This is a genomic window from uncultured Pseudoramibacter sp. (assembly GCF_903789625.1).
Taxonomy (GTDB): domain Bacteria; phylum Bacillota; class Clostridia; order Eubacteriales; family Eubacteriaceae; genus Pseudoramibacter; species Pseudoramibacter fermentans.
Genome location: NZ_CAIFFF010000001.1, coordinates 222,196 through 238,371, shown reverse-complemented (window position 1 = coordinate 238,371; position 16,176 = coordinate 222,196). Strand labels below are relative to the sequence as shown.

The window sequence follows — 16,176 nt, the reverse complement described above, 5'->3', positions numbered from 1 at the left end:
AAATTGACCGATCTATCTGTCTTATTCCAAATTGAGATGGCGGTCCAATATCCAGGTCGTCCCGATGAACCAAATTGCGCCCAGTACCAGCGTGATCACCAGCGCGATCAGACCGAACTGATTAAACGCCCCGACCAATTTGCCGAAGTTGGCTGCCGCCACAACGCTGTTCATGTTGTCGGACATCACGTACATCATTCTAACCGACAGAATCTGTTCGACGACGGCGATGCCAATCCATGTGACTACTGACAGTAGGACCCGGTGCCGATGGACCAGCTGACCGACCGCCATCGCGAAGTAGACGGTTAGAATGGTTTCCGCCAGACTCGCGGCCGTCAACACGACGACGAGCCAGAAAGACGCCCAGAGATGGTATTGGGCGATACTCACGTTGAGCTGCTGAAAGTCCCAGGCAATCCCCTGTCTCACGACTTCTTCGTACCCGCCGGAAACGATGAACAAAAACGCCGTACTGAGGCATACGACGGCAACGTAAGCCAAAATCCAAACGATGTTGACGATCAGCTTCGCGCCGACCTGTTCGGCCGCACTCGCTGGCAGCGCCATCGTCATATACCCCTGGTCCGACAATAAGTTGTCGTAGAACCGCTTAACGGTCCAGACAATCACGAGCACCCCCGCCACAACGACGAGCAGGCCAAAGATCGCTGACATCAAATTGGCAAAGGCTTCGACGCGGGCGCCGACACGCATCGCGATCCCGTCGATGAGGGCCACCGCCAGCATTAGTCCGAACACAATCGCCATCGGCTGCCAGCTCTCTTTAAATTCGTATTTGATTAGTTTACCTAACATGAGAAGACCTCCCGAAAGATTTCATCCACTGATTTTTCCCGTTCCGCCCGAAGGCCATCGACGTCCTGATGCAGCACAATGTGCCCCTGTTTCAAAAAGACAACGTCGTCGAGCACCGGCTCAACGTCCGCAATCAAATGGGTCGCAATCACAACCGTCGCCTCTGGATTGTAGTTGTTGATAATCGTCTTGATGATGAGCTCCCGCGCCGCCGGATCGACGCCGCCGATGGGTTCGTCGAGGAGATAAAGCGCCGCCTTCCGACTCATCGTCAGCACAATCTGCACTTTGTCGATCGTCCCTTTGGACAATTCCTTGAAACGTTTGTCCAAATCGATGTCCATTTCCGAAAGCAGCCGAAGGGCCTGTTCCCGATCAAAATCGTCAAAAAAGTCGTCTAATTTTTTGACCAAATCGTGCACCCGCATCGATTTGCTGCATACCGGCCGGTCCGGCAGGTAGGCGACCACGCGCTTCGTGCTTTTCCCCGGGATCTCGCCGTCAATCGTCAATTCACCTTCACTTGGGGAAAGCAGCCCCGCGGCAATTTTCAACAGCGTGGTTTTGCCGCTGCCGTTTGGCCCCAGCAGGCCGACAATGCGCCCCCGCTCGAGGCTTAAATCGACGTGATCCAACGCGAACAGACCGCCGTATCGTTTGGTCAGCTGGTCTGCCTTTAATATTTCACTCATGGTTGTGCTCCTTCCCTTTTGTGCCATCTTCTTCCGCGTAGCTGCGGATCATCTCTGCTGCTTCTTTAGGCGCAATGCCCATTTCCTGCATTCGGCGCAAAAAATCCTCAATCATTCCTCTCGCCATTTTTTGTTTCAGCGATGCAATCAGCGCCGCATCTTCCGTGACAAACCGGCCAAGGGTCCGCTTGGCGTGCACCAGACCGACCTGTTCCAGCTGGCCCAGTGCCCGCTGCATCGTGTTGGGATTCACCGAGGCGTCCGCTGCCAGCTCCCGAACCGGCGGCAGCTTTTCCCCCGGCGCGTATTCGCCGGATAGAATCGCTCGTTCGATTTGACGGATCAGCTGCAGATAAATCGGCTGCTTCGCGTCAATGTGCCATTTCATCGCGTGCTCCTTTCTGTTGCAGATTGTATTAATTACTTAATACAATAATAAAGGCATACAAGCGTGTTGTCAACTCCTTTTTACATTTTTGATAAAAATTTTAATAAAAAATAGAACAGCCTGTCGACTGTTCTATTTTTGTGCGCCAAATGACGCCGTTATGTTTGATGTTTAGGCACCTGTATTGCCTGTGTCTGGCATTTTGGGGAATCGAATCGTGAACGTTGAGCCCTTGCCCAGCTCGGAATCCAAATCGATCGTCGCATGATGCATCATCGCGCCGTGCTTGACAATGGAGAGGCCCAGCCCGGTGCCGCCGGTGGCCTTGCTGTGGCTCGGGTCAGCCCGGAAAAACCGCTCGTAAATCCGCGGCTGGTCCTCCAGCGCGATGCCGATGCCGGTGTCGGACACTGCCACCCGCGTTTCCGACGTGTCCTCTGATATTTTCACTTTGACGCTGCCATCCTTGCGATTGTAGGCGACCGCATTGTCCACGAGGTTGTAGATCATTTCGTACAGCGTCGTCGCCATCCCTTGAATCGGCGCTGCTTCCCCTTCGACCGAAAGGGTCACGTTGTTTTTCTTCGCCTTCGCGCTCAAATCGTGAACGACCTGCTTCGAGACGCCGACGAGATCCACGGATTCCGTCTTTTCGTCCGTCGCCATTTCGTCGAGCTGAGAGAGCCTGAGAATATCCGAAATCAGCTTGAGCAGCCGCCGCGATTCCTTGATGATTTTGTTAGAGAGTTCGGGAATGTCATTTTGGTCGGCGATGCCGTTGCCGATGATTTCCGCGTAGCCCAAAATCGACGTCAGCGGCGTCTTCAGCTCGTGGGACACGTTGGCGGTAAATTCCCGGCGCAGCCGTTCAGCTGACTGGCGGTCCGTTTCGTCGATGATGAAGAGCACCGCGCCGTAGATGCCGCCATCGGTTTCGCCGGGACCGGCGATCAGCTGATAGTAGCGGCCGTCCCGCTTGCAGTTCATTTCCGAAGACTGACCTGCCATCGCATTTTGAATCAGCTTGAGGAAATCGATGTTGTGATCCAGGTGGAGATAGGTGATGCTGCCTGGATCCTGGTAGAGTCTGAAGAACTGGCGCGCCGCGTCGTTGACGCTCAGCACCTTTCCTGTATGGCTGATGATGACCAGGCCGTCGCGCATTGAGGACGTGATCGCTTCCAATTCGTTCTGCTGCTTTTTGAGCATCTCAAACTGCTGCTCGATGTGGGTGCGCTGAAGGTTGAGGCGCTGCAGAAGGGGTGAAAGCTCATCGTAGGTGTCGTTGTCCATCGGGTCCTCTAAATTTAAATTGATGATCGGGTCGACGATGGCCTTGGTCTGCCGGCCGGTCAAAAGAAAGGCGACGACGATCACCGCGAAGATCAAAAAGGCGATAATCGACATCGAACGGCCGAAGACCCCAAAGGTCGACAGCCGCGTCTGGGCCAGCCGGATCACGCTGCCGTCCTTCAGGCGCATCGCGCAGTAATCCGTCGATTCCGAAAGGGTTTTAGAGAACCTCGAGGATGTGCCCTTCCCGGACTTCATCGCCGCCTGCACTTCCGGACGGTTCTTGTGGTTTCCCATTGTCGACACGTCGGCTTCGTTATCGTAAAGCACCTTACCGCTTTTGGCGATCCAGGTGATTCTGAATTTCGAAGTTTTGCCCGCTTTCTTCAGATAATCCATCTGCTTCGTCGGATTTTCGTTCATGGCCTGGCGCACGATGCCCGTCGTTTCGTTCAAATAATCCCGTCTGGACGTCGTAAAGCTGTGGGACAAGGTCGGGATCAGAATCGCCAGCGTGGCCGCTAAAATCAAAATGGCTGTCCACGCAATGGTTCGGAACAGCCGGCTGGTCAATTTTTTATCATTTTTCATCTTGGTTTTTCTTTCGATTTATTTTTGGAAATTGGCTTCCTTCCGCATGCGGTAGCCCACGCCGCGAACGGTCTCAATCAGCTTGCGGGCGCTTCCCAGCTTCTGGCGCAGCGTCCGGACGTGCACGTCGACGGTGCGGGTTTCGCCGTCAAAGTCGTAGCCCCAGATATCGGCTAAGAGCGCGTCCCGCGTCATTACGTTGCCCGCATGGCTCATCAGCACCGAGAGCAGGTCGTATTCTTTTAAAGTGAGCTGGATGTACTGGCCGTTGACCTGAACCGTGTGCGCTTTGGGATGGATGACAATCGGGCCGTCGACGAGCGCTTCGTCGCCGTCGTCTGCCTTGTGGTCGACGCCCGCGCGTCTGGCCACGGCCTTGATGCGCGCGAGCAGCTCCATCATGCCGAAGGGCTTCGCGACGTAATCGTCGGCCCCGGCGTCGAGACCCATGACTTTGTCGACCTCCTCGCCCTTGGCCGTCAGCATGATCACCGGCAGATCCGCCGTCTGCGTCTGGGCCTTGAGCTGTTTCAATATTGAAAAGCCGTCCTGTCCAGGCAGCATAATATCGAGGAGAATCAAATCCGGGCCCGACGTATCGGGATCGGCCATCGCTTGCCAAAAAGGCTCAGCGCTTTCAAAGCCCTGAGCCTCATATCCTGAATGGTTGAGTGTGTACACGACCAGTTCACGGATACTATTGTCATCTTCCACACAAAAAATCTTCATGTTCTGCCTTGTTCTATCTTAATTTTTAGGATGGTTGCCTGTAATCGAGAATTCGACCCATTCGCCGATGTTGACAGCGTGGTCGCCAATGCGTTCCAAGTATTTGGCAATCATCAGCACTTCGACGGCCTTAGCCCCTTCGATTTCTTTGTGTTCAATGCGGTGAATGATGTGAGCGGAAATCTTGTCAAACAGCTGATCGACGATGTCGTCCTGCTTGTAGACGCTGTGAACCGTGTCCAAATCCTTCTGTACGTAGGCGTCGACCGCCGCGTTGACCATTTTGCTGGCCACTTTCGCCATCGTGTCGAGCTCTAAATTATGAAACTCTGCGGTTAAATCCGCCGTCACGGCGATTTCCGCGATATCCGTCGCCTGGTCGCCGATGCGTTCCATGTCGGTGATCATCTTCAGCGCGGCCGAGACGTTGCGCAGATCTTTCGCGACCGGCTGCTGGGACAGGAGCATCACGTAGCACTGCTGTTCGATATCCCGTTCCATTTCGTCGATGTTCGCGTCATCCGCCATCGCTTCCTTAGCGAGGTCCGTGTCGTTGTCGGCCAGCGCCTTCAGTGCCTTGTCGATGGCCGCTTCACAGAGGCTGCCCATTTCGATCATGCTGTCGTTCAGCCGTACCAGTTCTTTATCAAATCGATTTCGCATATTATCCGAACCTCCCGGTTACGTATCGCTCTGTTCTTTCATCCTTTGGATTCGAGAAAATCTGTTCTGTGTCACCAAATTCTACCATATCGCCGAGCAAAAAGAAAGCGGTCTTGTCCGAGATACGGGTCGCCTGCTGCATACTGTGGGTCACGATGATGATCGTGTATTTTTCCTTGAGATCCAGGGCCAGGTCTTCGATTTTGCCGGTCGAGATCGGGTCAAGGGCCGAGGTCGCTTCGTCCATCAGCAGGACTTCCGGTTCAACGGCGAGGGCTCTGGCGATACACAGACGCTGCTGCTGGCCGCCGGAAAGACCGAGGGCGTTCTTCTTCAGACGGTCCTTGAGTTCGTCCCAAATCGCCGCCTTTTTCAGTGAATCTTCGACGATGTCGTCGAGCTGTGCCTTGTTTTTGATCCCGTGGGTTCTCGGGCCGTAGGCGATGTTGTCGTAAATGCTCATCGGAAACGGATTCGGATGCTGGAACACCATGCCGACGCGCTTGCGCAGAATGTTGACATCGATGTCCTTGTAGATTTCAGTGCCGTCCAATGTGATTGACCCGGTGATTTTGCAGCCTTCAACGAGGTCGTTCATCCGGTTAAGGGATTTCAAAAACGTCGATTTGCCGCACCCGGAGGGTCCGATCAGCGCCGTGATCTCGTGTTCCGGGAAATTTAAAGTGATGTCCTTTAAAGCGTGGAAATCGCCGTAATAGACATTCATATCCTTAGAAGCCATCTTGATTTTCGTCGAAGCTGGCTTTTTAACTTTGTAGTTTTCCATTTAAGTCCAAATACTCCTCGTTTATTCGTTCACTTTGTTGACGCATTTTGCAATCGCATCAGAAATGAAATTCAGGATAATGACGACGACAAGCAGGATGACAGCCGTCGCGTAGGACTGGTCGACGTTCATCCCTTCTGTCCACAGACTGTACATGTGCACGGCCAGCGTACGGCCAGAGCCCATGATGTTCTTCGGGATCTGCGCCACTGTCCCTGCAGTGTAAATCAATGCCGCGGTTTCACCGACGACACGCCCGATTCCGAGGATAACCCCGGCGAGAATCCCAGGTGCTGCCGACGGCAGGACGACTTTGAAAATCGTGCGCAGCTTGCCGGCACCGAGGCCAAAGCTGCCTTCGCGGTAGCTGTCTGGCACAGCGTGCAGCGCTTCTTCTGTGGCCCGCATGATGACCGGCAGGATCATCAGCGCCAGCGTCAGTGCACCGGCGAGCAAGGAGTAGCCCATGTGCAGGGCGTCGACGAACATCAGCATCCCGAAAATCCCGAAGATGATTGACGGAATCCCAGTCAAGGTTTCTGACGTCAAACGGATGAAGGCAACGAATTTGCTGCCCCGTTTGGCGTATTCAGCCAGATAAACGGCTGAGAAAATGCCGATCGGGCCTGCGAACAAAAGGGACAGGCCGACCATCGTCAGCGTGTTGATCATCGCCGGGAACAGCGAGACGTTCTGACTGTTGTAATGAATCGAGAACAGGCTCGGCTTGATGTGCGGCAGCCCGTTGATCAAAATGTAGAGAACGAGAAAGATCAAAATCGCCATTGTCGCGATGCCGGCAATCCAGACGATTGCCTTCAGTGCCGCGGCCTCGCCTCTGCCGTGAAGTTTTTCTGTTGAATTTTTTGTGTGATCCTTCACTGCTTATCTCCTTTGTTTTTCACGATCGAGAAGCAAATGTTGATAATCAGGATGAAGACGAACAGCACGACAGCCGTCGCAATCAGCGCCTGACGATGCAGGTCGGTCGCATAGCCCATTTCGAGCACGATATTGGCTGTCATGGTGCGCACGCCGGCGAAGAGGCTGTGGGGCATCACTGCTTGGTTGCCCGCGATCATGATCACGGCCATCGTTTCCCCAATAGCTCGGCCGACGCCAAGGATAATCCCGGCGAAAATCCCAGATTTCGCCGCCGGCACGACCACTCTGAACACCGAACGTTCGTGGGTGGCGCCAAGTCCGAGAGAGCCTTCGTAATAGCTCTCCGGCACTGCGCGCAGCGCCGTTTCACTCATCGTGATAATCGTCGGCAGAATCATAATCCCGAGAATAATGCAGGCCGCCAGCATGGACAGTCCCGCGCCGCCGGCAGAGTTGCGAATCATCGGCACGATGACTTGCAAACCGAAAAAGCCGTAGACGACAGACGGAATACCCGCTAAGAGGTTAATCCCGGGTTTGAGCACCTTATACAGCGGTTCCGGGCAGAAAAACGCGAGGAAAATCGCGGTGAGCACGCCGATGACGATCCCGATCACGAGGGCGCCGATGGTCACTTCGATACTGGCGACGATCATCGGCAGGATGCCGTACAAATTGTTGGCCGGACGCCAAATCGTCCCAGTTAAGAATTTTCCGAATCCGATCTTCGCCATTCCCGGAAGACCATTGGCAAACAAGAAAATACAGATGAGGAAAACGGCGATGATTGCAATGCAAGCGCAGGCCGCAAAAACGGCCTGCATTGCTTTTTCTTTTGCCTGACCCGGATGCTTCGATTTGTTCAAGACGAAGTCTCCTTTCAGTTTAAAGATTGTGATTAAATTGTGTGTGTTTTGATTAAGTCTTATTTGACGTCTGACCAGGAAGTGGTCTTGCCAGTGTAGATGTTCTTGATCTGTTTAAGTGTCAGGTTGTCAACCTTGTTGTCCTTGTTGACGATGATGGCGATCCCGTCTTTAGCGATTCTCGTGACCTTCAGGCCTTCGCTCGTTTCAGAACCTTGGAGTTCTCTTGAAGCCATCCCGATGTCCAGTGTGCCTTTTGCTGCATTGGAAACCCCTGTGGTCGAATCCGATTCCTGAACTTCGATCGTTGCGTTCGGGTTGACCTTTTCGTAAGCTTCTTTCAGTTTTTCCATAACTGGTGTCACGGATGAAGAACCGCCGACAGTGATTTTGCCAGATGGTTTGCTGCCGTTATACGCAGCTGCGTCGGCCGCCACTTTGACGTAACCGTTCTTTTCGATGACGTTTTGACCTTCTTTGGACATGATGTAGTTAATGAAGTCTTGAGCCACGCCGGAAGCTTCGCCCTTTGTCATAATGTTGAACGGGCGGCTGATTTTGTAGCTGCCGTCGGTAACAGTCTTGACCGACGGCGCGACGCCTTCGACTTTAACTGCTTTGACATCTTTGCTTAAAGAGCCCAATGACACGTAGCCGATCGCGTTGGTGTCGCCTTTAACCGTCGACATGACCACTTCTGTCGAGTTGGAGATGGTCGCTTTGTCTGTCGTCTTGTCGACTTTTTGACCGTCCTTTTCCGCTTGAACACCCGTCAATTCGATGAAAGCGCCACGAGTTCCGGAACCATCTTCACGGGAAACGACATTAATCGTACCGCCACCGGATGAACCGCAGCCTGCAAAGGTGACCGCAGCAACGAAAGCAGCTAAGACCATTAGAATCTTCTTTTTCATTTTTAAACTCCTTCGTATAAAAATCAAAATCTTGTTTGGTTAGTTGTCTTTCCAAACTTCGATTTTCATTTTACAAAGGCTTTGTAAAATCTGAAAGGTGAGTAATGTAAAGTGAATGTAAAGTGTAAAATGAATAGATTTAACTATTTCTAACGTAAAAATGCGACTGCGAGCTGAATTTTTCTATTTGATATTTTATCCTTGCACAATGTATCGCGCTTCTGCTTCAAATACAGATCTTTTAGTCACTGACTTTATTTTTTAAAATATTTTTTCATAAAAGCTTAAATAATGCTAAAATAGTACTATTAAGTTTTATTAATTTGTATTGAATTGAATACAGAAAGGAATAGATCGAACTATGAACGAAACAGTCAATGCGTGGCTCGATGCCCATCTGCCGGATATGATCGCCGACATCAAGGCGCTGTGTGCCATCAATTCTGTTGAGGGCGAGCCCGAAGACGGCAAACCCTTTGGCGACGGCCCTTACCAAAGCCTGAACAAGGCCCTGGAACTGGCTAAGGATTACGGCTTCGCCGTCACCAACTACGACAATTACGTCGGCACTGCCGATTATGACCAAGATCTGCCGAGAACCCTCGACATTTTGTGCCACACCGACGTCGTGCCCGCCGGCGAAGGCTGGACGGTCACCGACCCCTTTAACGTCATCGAAAAAGACGGCCGCCTCTACGGCCGCGGCGTCAGTGATGACAAGGGGCCCCTTGTCGCCGCTTTGTACGCGATGCGCGCCCTCAAAGAAAACGGCGTAAAGCTCAAGAAAGGGGTGCGCTTCATCATGGGCGCCAACGAAGAAACCGGCTCCCACGACATCGCCCATTACTACGCGACGGAACCTGAAGCAGAAATGACCTTCTCTCCGGATGCCAACTTCCCGATCATCAACATCGAAAAGGGACAGTTCAAGGGCATCCTCTCCAAAGACTGTGCTGAAGACAAAACCCTGCCCCGGGTTTTGAGCCTCGACGCCGGGATCGCCTTTAACGCCGTCCCCCAGAAAGCGGTGATTCGCTTTGAAGGCCTGGATATCGATGCCAATCAAAACATTCTCGACGATGTTGCCGCCCAGTGCGAAGTGAAAATTGAAAAGACCGGCGATGACGAACTCACCATCATCGGCCACTCCGCCCACGCCTCGACGCCGGAAGACGGCCGCAACGCCGGCCTGGCCGCGATGATTTTGATTTCAAAGCTGCCGCTCTATCCTTCCGAAATGCAGAAGACCGTGAGCCAGATTCCGAAGCTCTTCCCCTACGGGGTCACCGACGGCTCCGGCATCGGCATCAAGATGGCGGATGAAGACTCTCACGACCTGACGTGCACCCTCGACCTGTATCACGTCGACCCGACCCACGCGGAATTCACCTTTGACGCCCGCACGCCCGTCATGGCGACCAAAGAAAACTGCGAAGCTGTCGCAGCAAAGACTGTTCAGGACGCCGGCTTCGACTGGTCGACTCCGGGGATGATTCCGCCCCACGTTGTGCCAAAGGATTCTGACTTTGTGCAGAAGCTTCTGGCCTCTTACGAAGCGGTCACCGGCAAAAAAGGCGAATGCATCGCCATCGGCGGCGGCACCTACATCCATGAACTGAAAAACGGCGTGGCCTTCGGCGCAGTTTTCGACGGCGTCGATACCCGCATGCACGGCGCAGACGAATTCTTCGATCTGGACAATCTGCTCACCGCAGCGAAAATTTACGCCGATGCGATTGTCCGTTTGTGCGCCTAAAGATTTTATGATTTTTATAGAAGGGATAATTTTATCAAATGAACGAGAACAATTCTGGTTTTAAACCGTACATTCCGGCGGAAAAAATCGTGCCGGAAATGACGGTGTTTTCAGTGGTCATGGGGGCTGTCCTGGCCGTCGTCTTTGGCGCAGCCAACGCCTACTTGGGCCTGCGTGTCGGGATGACGGTTTCCGCCTCTATTCCGGCGGCGGTCATTTCCATGGGGATCATCCGCATGGTGCTGCACCGCGATTCTATTCTGGAAAACAACATCGTCCAGACTGTCGGGTCTGCCGGGGAATCCTTAGCTGCAGGGGCGATCTTCACCCTGCCGGCGATGTTTTTGTGGGCCAAGGAAGGGGTTATGGGCAAACCGGGCCTCATCGAAATCATGATCATCTGCATGATCGGCGGGCTCCTCGGGGTCTTCTTCATGGTGCCCCTGCGCAACGCCCTCATCGTCAAGGAACACGGGGTGCTCCCTTATCCTGAAGGCACAGCCTGCGCAGAAGTGCTCCTCGCCGGTGAAAAAGGCGGCAGCGCCGCTTCGACTGTTTTTGCCGGTCTCGGCATTGCCTCAGGATTTAAATTCTTAATTGACGGTCTGAAACTCGTTCCGAGCGAAATGAACACCCCAAGCAAGGGGATCGGCGGCTACGCCGGCCAGATCGGCACACAGATTTATCCGGCGGTCTTCTCCGTGGGCTATATCTGCGGACCGAAGATTTCTTCCTACATGTTCTGCGGCGGCGTCATTTCCTGGATGTTCATCATTCCCTTGATCGTCCTGTTCGGCGGCAAGACCGTCATGTATCCGGGCACGACCACTATCGCAAAGATGTTTGCCGCAGGGGGCGTCAGCCAGATCTGGAGCTCCTACGTCCGCTACATCGGCGCCGGCGCCCTGGCTGCCGGCGGGGTCATCTCCCTGATTAAAGCCCTGCCGATGATCGTCACCACCTTCAGAGATTCGATGAAAGACCTCGCTCAGGGTCAGGGTTCCAGCATGCTGCGGACCAACCAGAACCTGAGCATGAAGACGGTTATCACCTGGATCATCATCCTCATCGTCCTGACCGCGGTGCTGCCCCAGATTCCCGTGAGCATCGGCGGCGCGGTCCTCATCGTCGTCTTCGGCTTCTTCTTCGCCGCCGTCTCTTCCCGCATGGTCGGGATCGTCGGCTCGTCCAACAACCCGGTTTCCGGGATGGCCATCGCGACCCTGTTGTTTTCAACCATTATCTTAAAAGCGACCGGCACCACCGGCGCAGCGGGCATGAAGGCGGCCATCGCCATCGGCACCGTCATCTGCGTCATCGCGGCCATCGCTGGAGATACTTCTCAGGATTTGAAGACCGGCTATCTCGTCGGCGCTACGCCGAAGAAACAGCAGATCGGCGAAATCATCGGTGTCATCGTCTCGGCCATCGCCATCGGCGGCGTCCTCTATCTGCTAAACGCGGCCTGGGGCTTCGGCACCAAAGAACTCGCGGCGCCGCAGGCCGTGCTCATGAAAATGATCATCGAAGGGGTCATGGGCGGCCAACTGCCTTGGGGTCTCGTGATCTCCGGCGCGGCCTTTGCGGTTGTCGTCGAAATTCTCGGCATTCCGGTGCTGCCTTTCGCTATCGGGATGTACCTGCCGGTGCAGCTCAACGCGTGCATCATGGTCGGCGGACTGGTGCGCCTCTTCTTCGACCGCAAAAAATACAAGGATGAAGAAGACAAGAAAACCACCATCAACCGCGGCATCCTGTACTGCTCTGGCATGATCGCTGGGGAAGGCATCGTGGGCATCCTCCTGGCCGTGCTCGCGGTTCTCGGCGTTGCCGACAAGATCGATTTGTCCGGGGTTCTGAACTTAAGTCCGGCGGCCGGCTTTGCCGGTTCCCTGATCTTCTTCGCAGCCATGATCGCGCTGACCGTGAAGTTCACCAAGGGCAAAAAAGATGCAGCGCCTGAAAGGGCAGAATAAAAATTGAAAAAACGACCAAAACAAAAGCTCAGCCGGGATGAAATCATTCGTACCTACAAAGTTTACATCCCGGTGGTCACAGAAAAAATTGTGAAAACAGAAATGGCTGACGACGGCAAAGTCACCCTCTTTGTCGAAAACAAAGGGGTGATGAACCGCATTTTTCAGAAAATTGCCCACAAGCCGAAATATTCGCAGATTCACCTCGACGAAATGGGCAGCTTCATATGGCCCTTGTGCGACGGCAAGACGAACATCAAGACCATCGCCAAGAAAGTCCGCGCCCGGTTCGGGAAAAAGGCCGAGCCTCTGTACGACCGGCTGCTGAAGTTTTTTGAAATCGTCGAAAGCTACGAATTCATGCGCTTTATGAAACCCGCAGACTAAAAAACAGGCTGATAGATTGAACTATCAGCCTGTTTTTTGATGATGAATATAAAAATTAAAGAAACGAAAAATCCATTTCCGGATGGGTCGGTTCCAGCATGATCCGGTAATAATCGCTGTGGAACATGATGTGATGATTGACCCCTTCCCGGGTAAATTTCCCGTCGTTAAAGGCCAAAAGCCGGGTCTTCGGCACTTCCTTCCAATCCCCTTCGAGATAAGGATTGGTCGCGAATAAAAGGGCTTCGTCGCCGGGGGTCGTGTCCTCGAGGTAGTACAGCATCGCCGGCGCGTTGTTGGCGTGGACGTAAAACTGTTCCCCGTCGTAGAGAAAAAGGTTCAGCTTGTTGCGGTCCGCCATCGAGGCGAGCATGCTTTGAATCACATCGAAGCGTTCGTCCTTGTTCAGCGGATGACCAACCCGGCGCGTCTTTTCGTCGATCAAATCCATTAAATAGAGCAGCAGCCGTTCAGAGTCCGTTTCCCCTTCCTGCTGCTTGTAGTAGCGGATTAACGCCGCGCTGTTAAAGACCGTGCCGTTGTGAATCAGCGTCCATTCCCGGCCGGTGCCGTCGTAGGCCACAAAGGGGTGGCAGTTGTTGACATTGATGCTGCCGACGGTGGCCAGACGGATATGTCCGAGGACGCGCTTGCGCGGAATGCCCTCACCGATTAAACGGGGCAGGACGATCGAATCGACCGCACGTTCAGGACCCTTGTGCATACACATCCGGCCCTCGTCGTCGTATTCAGCCAGACCCCAGCCGTTGGGCTGGTCGACGCTTCTGGCGTAAAAACGGGTCAATGCATCGGTTAAATCTTTGGGCTTTTTGGAAGAAAATGCAAACAATTCGCACATGCCCCATCACTCCTTTCTCAAAATTACTTATTGCTTTGGTATTGTTTTCTATTATAACCGAACTGCGCCGTGGGAAAAGCCTTTTATTAAAAAAATCCCGGAAATTCCGGGATTATAAATCACCGCCCCATCAATAGGACGTGTACAGGCTCTTGTACGGATTGTCCGCATTCGGGAAGATATGGTAATAGGGCTTATCCCGCAGGATATCTTCCTTGATGTCGAAATATTCGCAGAACTGGTCAATCAGCGGCTGAATGGCCGCCATGTCCTTGGAGTTGCAGAGCTCGATGGAGACCTGGGGCGGCAAGAATTCCGGCTTCACTGCGCTTCTGATGTACATGTTGCCGCCGTGCATCCCTGTGCCGCAGTAATTGCCGATCGGCGAGCTGTCCTGGCTGCCGATGCCCAGCACCAAAATGGTCCCACCAGCCTGGTATTCGCCGAGGAAGGAGCCGACGCACCCGCCGACGACAATGACCGGCTGTTTATCCTTGTAGGCCTTCATGTGAATGCCGACGCGATAGCCCGCATCACCTTTGACGTAAATACTGCCGCCGCGCATCGCGTAGCCCAGCGTGTCGCCGGCTTTACCGTGAATGACGATGTGGCCATCGTTCATCGTGTCGCCAACCGCGTCCTGGGCGTTGCCAAAGACTTCGATGTCGATGTTGTCGAGGTACGCGCCCATCGCGTTGCCCGGCGTGCCGTACACCGTCATCTTTTTGTCCTTGACGCCGGTGCCGATATAGCGCTGCCCGAGCACGTTCTTCACCGTGACGTCGTGGGCCTGGGTGTGCTTGATTTCCTCATTCAGCTGTTTGTAGTATTTGTTCGTTGCATCTATGATCATCGTTAACCTCGCTTATCAGTGTGCCTGAGCCAAATCCGCTTTTCTCACGGACACATCAAAGGCCGCGAGCTTCGGCGCTTTAGCGAGGCTGTCCCAATCAACTGTCGACAGTCTGGTCTGCTGTCGAATCAAGTCGGTGTAAATCCCCGCGCGCTGGCATTCGCCTAAAATCATGTAGCCCTTGAGGGTATCCCCCGCAATATAAAACTTGCGGATGCCGTCCGGCGTCTTGACAATCTGGGGCTGGCCTTCGGTACTGCCCGCTGTGAGCATGTAAAAGCCCTTGACGCCCATCGAGTTAATCGGGAAGGCCTTGTCAAAGACCGCTTCGCCTCCGGCCATATTGATGCCGGCGGTTTCGCCCTGCATGAACGCGTTGGGCAGAATCGCGATGTTGCGGTTCACGTCGGCGCTGATGTCGTGGCTCTGGGTGCAGTCGCCGGCCGCGTAAATGTCGGCGGCGGATGTCAGCTGGCTTGTATTGGTCAGAATACCTCGTTCGCATGCGATGCCGGCCGCTTCAGCCAGCGCCTGATTCGGGCGGGTCCCGACGGCAAAGATCAAGATGTCGTAGGGCAGCTTCGCGCCGTCGCTCAGCGTGACGCTCATGCTGTTAACGCTCTTGATGCTGGTTTCAAGCCGCAGTTCCATGCCGAGATCGGTCAGATGCTGCTGCATAACCTGGGCGACCTCCGCGTCGAGCACCGACGGCATGACCCGGTCAGCCAGGTCGACGATGGTCAGGCTCGCGACCTGATCGATTAACGCTTCGGCAGCCTTCAGCCCGATGAGCCCGCCGCCCATGATGACGACTTTGGCGTCCGGCTTCAGGGCCTTCTTCACGCCCTGGGCATCGTCAAAGGTTGTAAAGGTAAAGGCGTTCTTGGCCTTTTCTTTGCCTTCGATCGGCGGCACAAAGGGATTGGAACCGGTCGCGATCAAAAGCTGTTCGTAGGTGATGGTTTTGCCGTCGTCCGTCGTCACCGAGTGCGCCGTCGGATCGATGACCGTCACCTTGGTGCCGAGCATTGTGTCGACGCCGTATTGTCTGTAGAAATCGGGATTGCGGTAAACCATGTGTTCCCGATCCACCCGGCCTTCAAGCCAGTAGGAAATCAACGGTCTCGAATAGGTTGAGTAGGGTTCGTCGGCCACCAGGACAATTTTGCTCCGCTTATCGACCTTGCGGATTCCCTGGACGCCGCCGATCGCCGCGGCGGAATTCCCGATAATCAAGTATTTCGTCTTCATGTTCTCAGCCCCTTTCTTCGTAAACAATGGCTCTGTTCGGGCAGCCGGCAACGCAGGCCGGTTCGCCGCAGCTATTTTCCAGACACAATTCGCATTTCAGCATCGTGTGGTTGTGAGACAGCACCAGACAGCCGTAGGGGCACATCGCGATACAGGTCCGGCAGCCGATGCACTGGTCCTGATCGATTTTGACGACACCGTCTTCGACAGACAGGGCGCCGGTAATGCAGCCCTTGACGCAGTAGGGTTCTTCGCAGTGACGGCAGTTCACCGCGAAATGGATGGGTTCGCCGTTCAGCTCGCCGTCTTCTACGCGGATGCGGGACAGCGGTTTCTGTTCCCGATGATAGGCTTTGATCATGCTCGATTCGCCGGAGTTGGCGAAGCCGCAGTTGAATTCACACAAATGGCAGCCGAGGCACCATTCTTCATTGACATAAACTCGTTTCAATGTTGCTCCCCCTTTT

General features: G+C 54.0%; 17 protein-coding genes. 3 read left to right on the top strand and 14 right to left on the bottom strand.

What is annotated here, in order from left to right; all coding sequences use genetic code 11:
• Positions 1 to 21 precede the first annotated feature (21 nt).
• The 10 genes from QZX60_RS01145 to QZX60_RS01100 all read right to left on the bottom strand — a co-directional run bounded on the left by QZX60_RS01145 (position 22) and on the right by QZX60_RS01100 (position 8,627).
• Complete coding sequence (locus tag QZX60_RS01145; RefSeq protein WP_295360461.1) at positions 22 to 819, bottom strand: hypothetical protein; 798 nt, start codon at positions 817 to 819, stop codon at positions 22 to 24.
• The gene (locus tag QZX60_RS01140; RefSeq protein WP_295360459.1) at positions 813 to 1,511 is read right to left on the bottom strand and encodes an ABC transporter ATP-binding protein; all 699 of its coding nucleotides are present in this window, start codon (positions 1,509 to 1,511) and stop codon (positions 813 to 815) included. Before QZX60_RS01140 ends, QZX60_RS01145 begins: the two co-directional genes overlap by 7 nt.
• Complete coding sequence (locus QZX60_RS01135; protein ID WP_295360457.1) at positions 1,504 to 1,899, bottom strand: GntR family transcriptional regulator; 396 nt, start codon at positions 1,897 to 1,899, stop codon at positions 1,504 to 1,506. Before QZX60_RS01135 ends, QZX60_RS01140 begins: the two co-directional genes overlap by 8 nt.
• Positions 1,900 to 2,070: 171 nt before the next feature.
• A complete protein-coding gene (locus tag QZX60_RS01130) occupies positions 2,071 to 3,783 on the bottom strand; it encodes a cell wall metabolism sensor histidine kinase WalK (protein WP_295360456.1) in 1,713 nt (570 codons plus the stop codon).
• 18 nt (positions 3,784 to 3,801) lie between these two features.
• Complete coding sequence (locus QZX60_RS01125; RefSeq protein ID WP_295360454.1) at positions 3,802 to 4,512, bottom strand: winged helix-turn-helix domain-containing protein; 711 nt, start codon at positions 4,510 to 4,512, stop codon at positions 3,802 to 3,804.
• A gap of 18 nt (positions 4,513 to 4,530) precedes the next feature.
• Entirely contained in the window at positions 4,531 to 5,175 is a 645-nt protein-coding gene (gene phoU, locus QZX60_RS01120) for a phosphate signaling complex protein PhoU (protein WP_295360452.1), read from the bottom strand.
• Between the two features lies 1 nt (position 5,176).
• Positions 5,177 to 5,962, bottom strand: a complete 786-nt coding sequence (gene pstB, locus QZX60_RS01115) for a phosphate ABC transporter ATP-binding protein PstB (RefSeq protein WP_295360450.1) — start codon at positions 5,960 to 5,962, stop codon at positions 5,177 to 5,179.
• A 21-nt stretch (positions 5,963 to 5,983) separates the two neighbouring features.
• The gene (gene pstA, locus QZX60_RS01110) at positions 5,984 to 6,784 is read right to left on the bottom strand and encodes a phosphate ABC transporter permease PstA (RefSeq protein WP_295360506.1); all 801 of its coding nucleotides are present in this window, start codon (positions 6,782 to 6,784) and stop codon (positions 5,984 to 5,986) included.
• Positions 6,785 to 6,840: 56 nt separating this feature from the next.
• On the bottom strand, positions 6,841 to 7,671 hold the full coding sequence (pstC, locus tag QZX60_RS01105) for a phosphate ABC transporter permease subunit PstC (RefSeq protein ID WP_295360504.1): 831 nt from the start codon (positions 7,669 to 7,671) through the stop codon (positions 6,841 to 6,843).
• 101 nt (positions 7,672 to 7,772) lie between these two features.
• Positions 7,773 to 8,627, bottom strand: a complete 855-nt coding sequence (locus tag QZX60_RS01100) for a substrate-binding domain-containing protein (protein WP_295360448.1) — start codon at positions 8,625 to 8,627, stop codon at positions 7,773 to 7,775.
• Between the two features lie 361 nt (positions 8,628 to 8,988).
• Between QZX60_RS01100 and QZX60_RS01095 the strand changes: the two genes are divergently transcribed.
• The 3 genes from QZX60_RS01095 to QZX60_RS01085 are packed head-to-tail and all read left to right on the top strand — an operon-like array spanning position 8,989 to position 12,746.
• Entirely contained in the window at positions 8,989 to 10,383 is a 1,395-nt protein-coding gene (locus tag QZX60_RS01095; RefSeq protein ID WP_295360446.1) for a Sapep family Mn(2+)-dependent dipeptidase, read from the top strand.
• Between the two features lie 38 nt (positions 10,384 to 10,421).
• Positions 10,422 to 12,359: an OPT family oligopeptide transporter gene (locus tag QZX60_RS01090; protein ID WP_295360444.1), complete on the top strand. Its 1,938-nt coding sequence runs from the start codon at positions 10,422 to 10,424 to the stop codon at positions 12,357 to 12,359.
• A gap of 3 nt (positions 12,360 to 12,362) precedes the next feature.
• Positions 12,363 to 12,746: a PqqD family protein gene (locus QZX60_RS01085; RefSeq protein WP_295360442.1), complete on the top strand. Its 384-nt coding sequence runs from the start codon at positions 12,363 to 12,365 to the stop codon at positions 12,744 to 12,746.
• 55 nt (positions 12,747 to 12,801) lie between these two features.
• Here the strand turns inward: QZX60_RS01085 and QZX60_RS01080 are convergent, their stop codons facing one another.
• The 4 genes from QZX60_RS01080 to QZX60_RS01065 form a co-directional block, all read right to left on the bottom strand.
• The gene (locus QZX60_RS01080) at positions 12,802 to 13,605 is read right to left on the bottom strand and encodes a class II glutamine amidotransferase (RefSeq protein WP_295360440.1); all 804 of its coding nucleotides are present in this window, start codon (positions 13,603 to 13,605) and stop codon (positions 12,802 to 12,804) included.
• A 130-nt stretch (positions 13,606 to 13,735) separates the two neighbouring features.
• Positions 13,736 to 14,458, bottom strand: coding sequence for a glutamate synthase (locus tag QZX60_RS01075; protein ID WP_295360439.1), 723 nt, complete (start codon positions 14,456 to 14,458; stop codon positions 13,736 to 13,738).
• 15 nt (positions 14,459 to 14,473) lie between these two features.
• Complete coding sequence (locus QZX60_RS01070; protein WP_295360437.1) at positions 14,474 to 15,709, bottom strand: NAD(P)/FAD-dependent oxidoreductase; 1,236 nt, start codon at positions 15,707 to 15,709, stop codon at positions 14,474 to 14,476.
• A 4-nt stretch (positions 15,710 to 15,713) separates the two neighbouring features.
• On the bottom strand, positions 15,714 to 16,160 hold the full coding sequence (locus QZX60_RS01065; protein ID WP_295360435.1) for a 4Fe-4S dicluster domain-containing protein: 447 nt from the start codon (positions 16,158 to 16,160) through the stop codon (positions 15,714 to 15,716).
• Positions 16,161 to 16,176: the final 16 nt, after the last annotated feature.

What these genes read in the sequence shown, in the direction of transcription:
- QZX60_RS01130 (WP_295360456.1), bottom strand. Translation starts at nt 3,783, where the DNA reads ATGAAAAATGATAAAAAATTGACCAGCCGGCTGTTCCGAACCATTGCG.
- QZX60_RS01125 (WP_295360454.1), bottom strand. Translation starts at nt 4,512, where the DNA reads ATGAAGATTTTTTGTGTGGAAGATGACAATAGTATCCGTGAACTGGTC.
- QZX60_RS01090 (WP_295360444.1), top strand. Translation starts at nt 10,422, where the DNA reads ATGAACGAGAACAATTCTGGTTTTAAACCGTACATTCCGGCGGAAAAA.
- phoU (WP_295360452.1), bottom strand. Translation starts at nt 5,175, where the DNA reads ATGCGAAATCGATTTGATAAAGAACTGGTACGGCTGAACGACAGCATG.
- pstB (WP_295360450.1), bottom strand. Translation starts at nt 5,962, where the DNA reads ATGGAAAACTACAAAGTTAAAAAGCCAGCTTCGACGAAAATCAAGATG.
- QZX60_RS01080 (WP_295360440.1), bottom strand. Translation starts at nt 13,605, where the DNA reads ATGTGCGAATTGTTTGCATTTTCTTCCAAAAAGCCCAAAGATTTAACC.
- pstC (WP_295360504.1), bottom strand. Translation starts at nt 7,671, where the DNA reads ATGCAGGCCGTTTTTGCGGCCTGCGCTTGCATTGCAATCATCGCCGTT.
- QZX60_RS01135 (WP_295360457.1), bottom strand. Translation starts at nt 1,899, where the DNA reads ATGAAATGGCACATTGACGCGAAGCAGCCGATTTATCTGCAGCTGATC.
- QZX60_RS01140 (WP_295360459.1), bottom strand. Translation starts at nt 1,511, where the DNA reads ATGAGTGAAATATTAAAGGCAGACCAGCTGACCAAACGATACGGCGGT.
- QZX60_RS01075 (WP_295360439.1), bottom strand. Translation starts at nt 14,458, where the DNA reads ATGATCATAGATGCAACGAACAAATACTACAAACAGCTGAATGAGGAA.
- QZX60_RS01070 (WP_295360437.1), bottom strand. Translation starts at nt 15,709, where the DNA reads ATGAAGACGAAATACTTGATTATCGGGAATTCCGCCGCGGCGATCGGC.
- QZX60_RS01100 (WP_295360448.1), bottom strand. Translation starts at nt 8,627, where the DNA reads ATGAAAAAGAAGATTCTAATGGTCTTAGCTGCTTTCGTTGCTGCGGTC.
- QZX60_RS01095 (WP_295360446.1), top strand. Translation starts at nt 8,989, where the DNA reads ATGAACGAAACAGTCAATGCGTGGCTCGATGCCCATCTGCCGGATATG.
- QZX60_RS01145 (WP_295360461.1), bottom strand. Translation starts at nt 819, where the DNA reads ATGTTAGGTAAACTAATCAAATACGAATTTAAAGAGAGCTGGCAGCCG.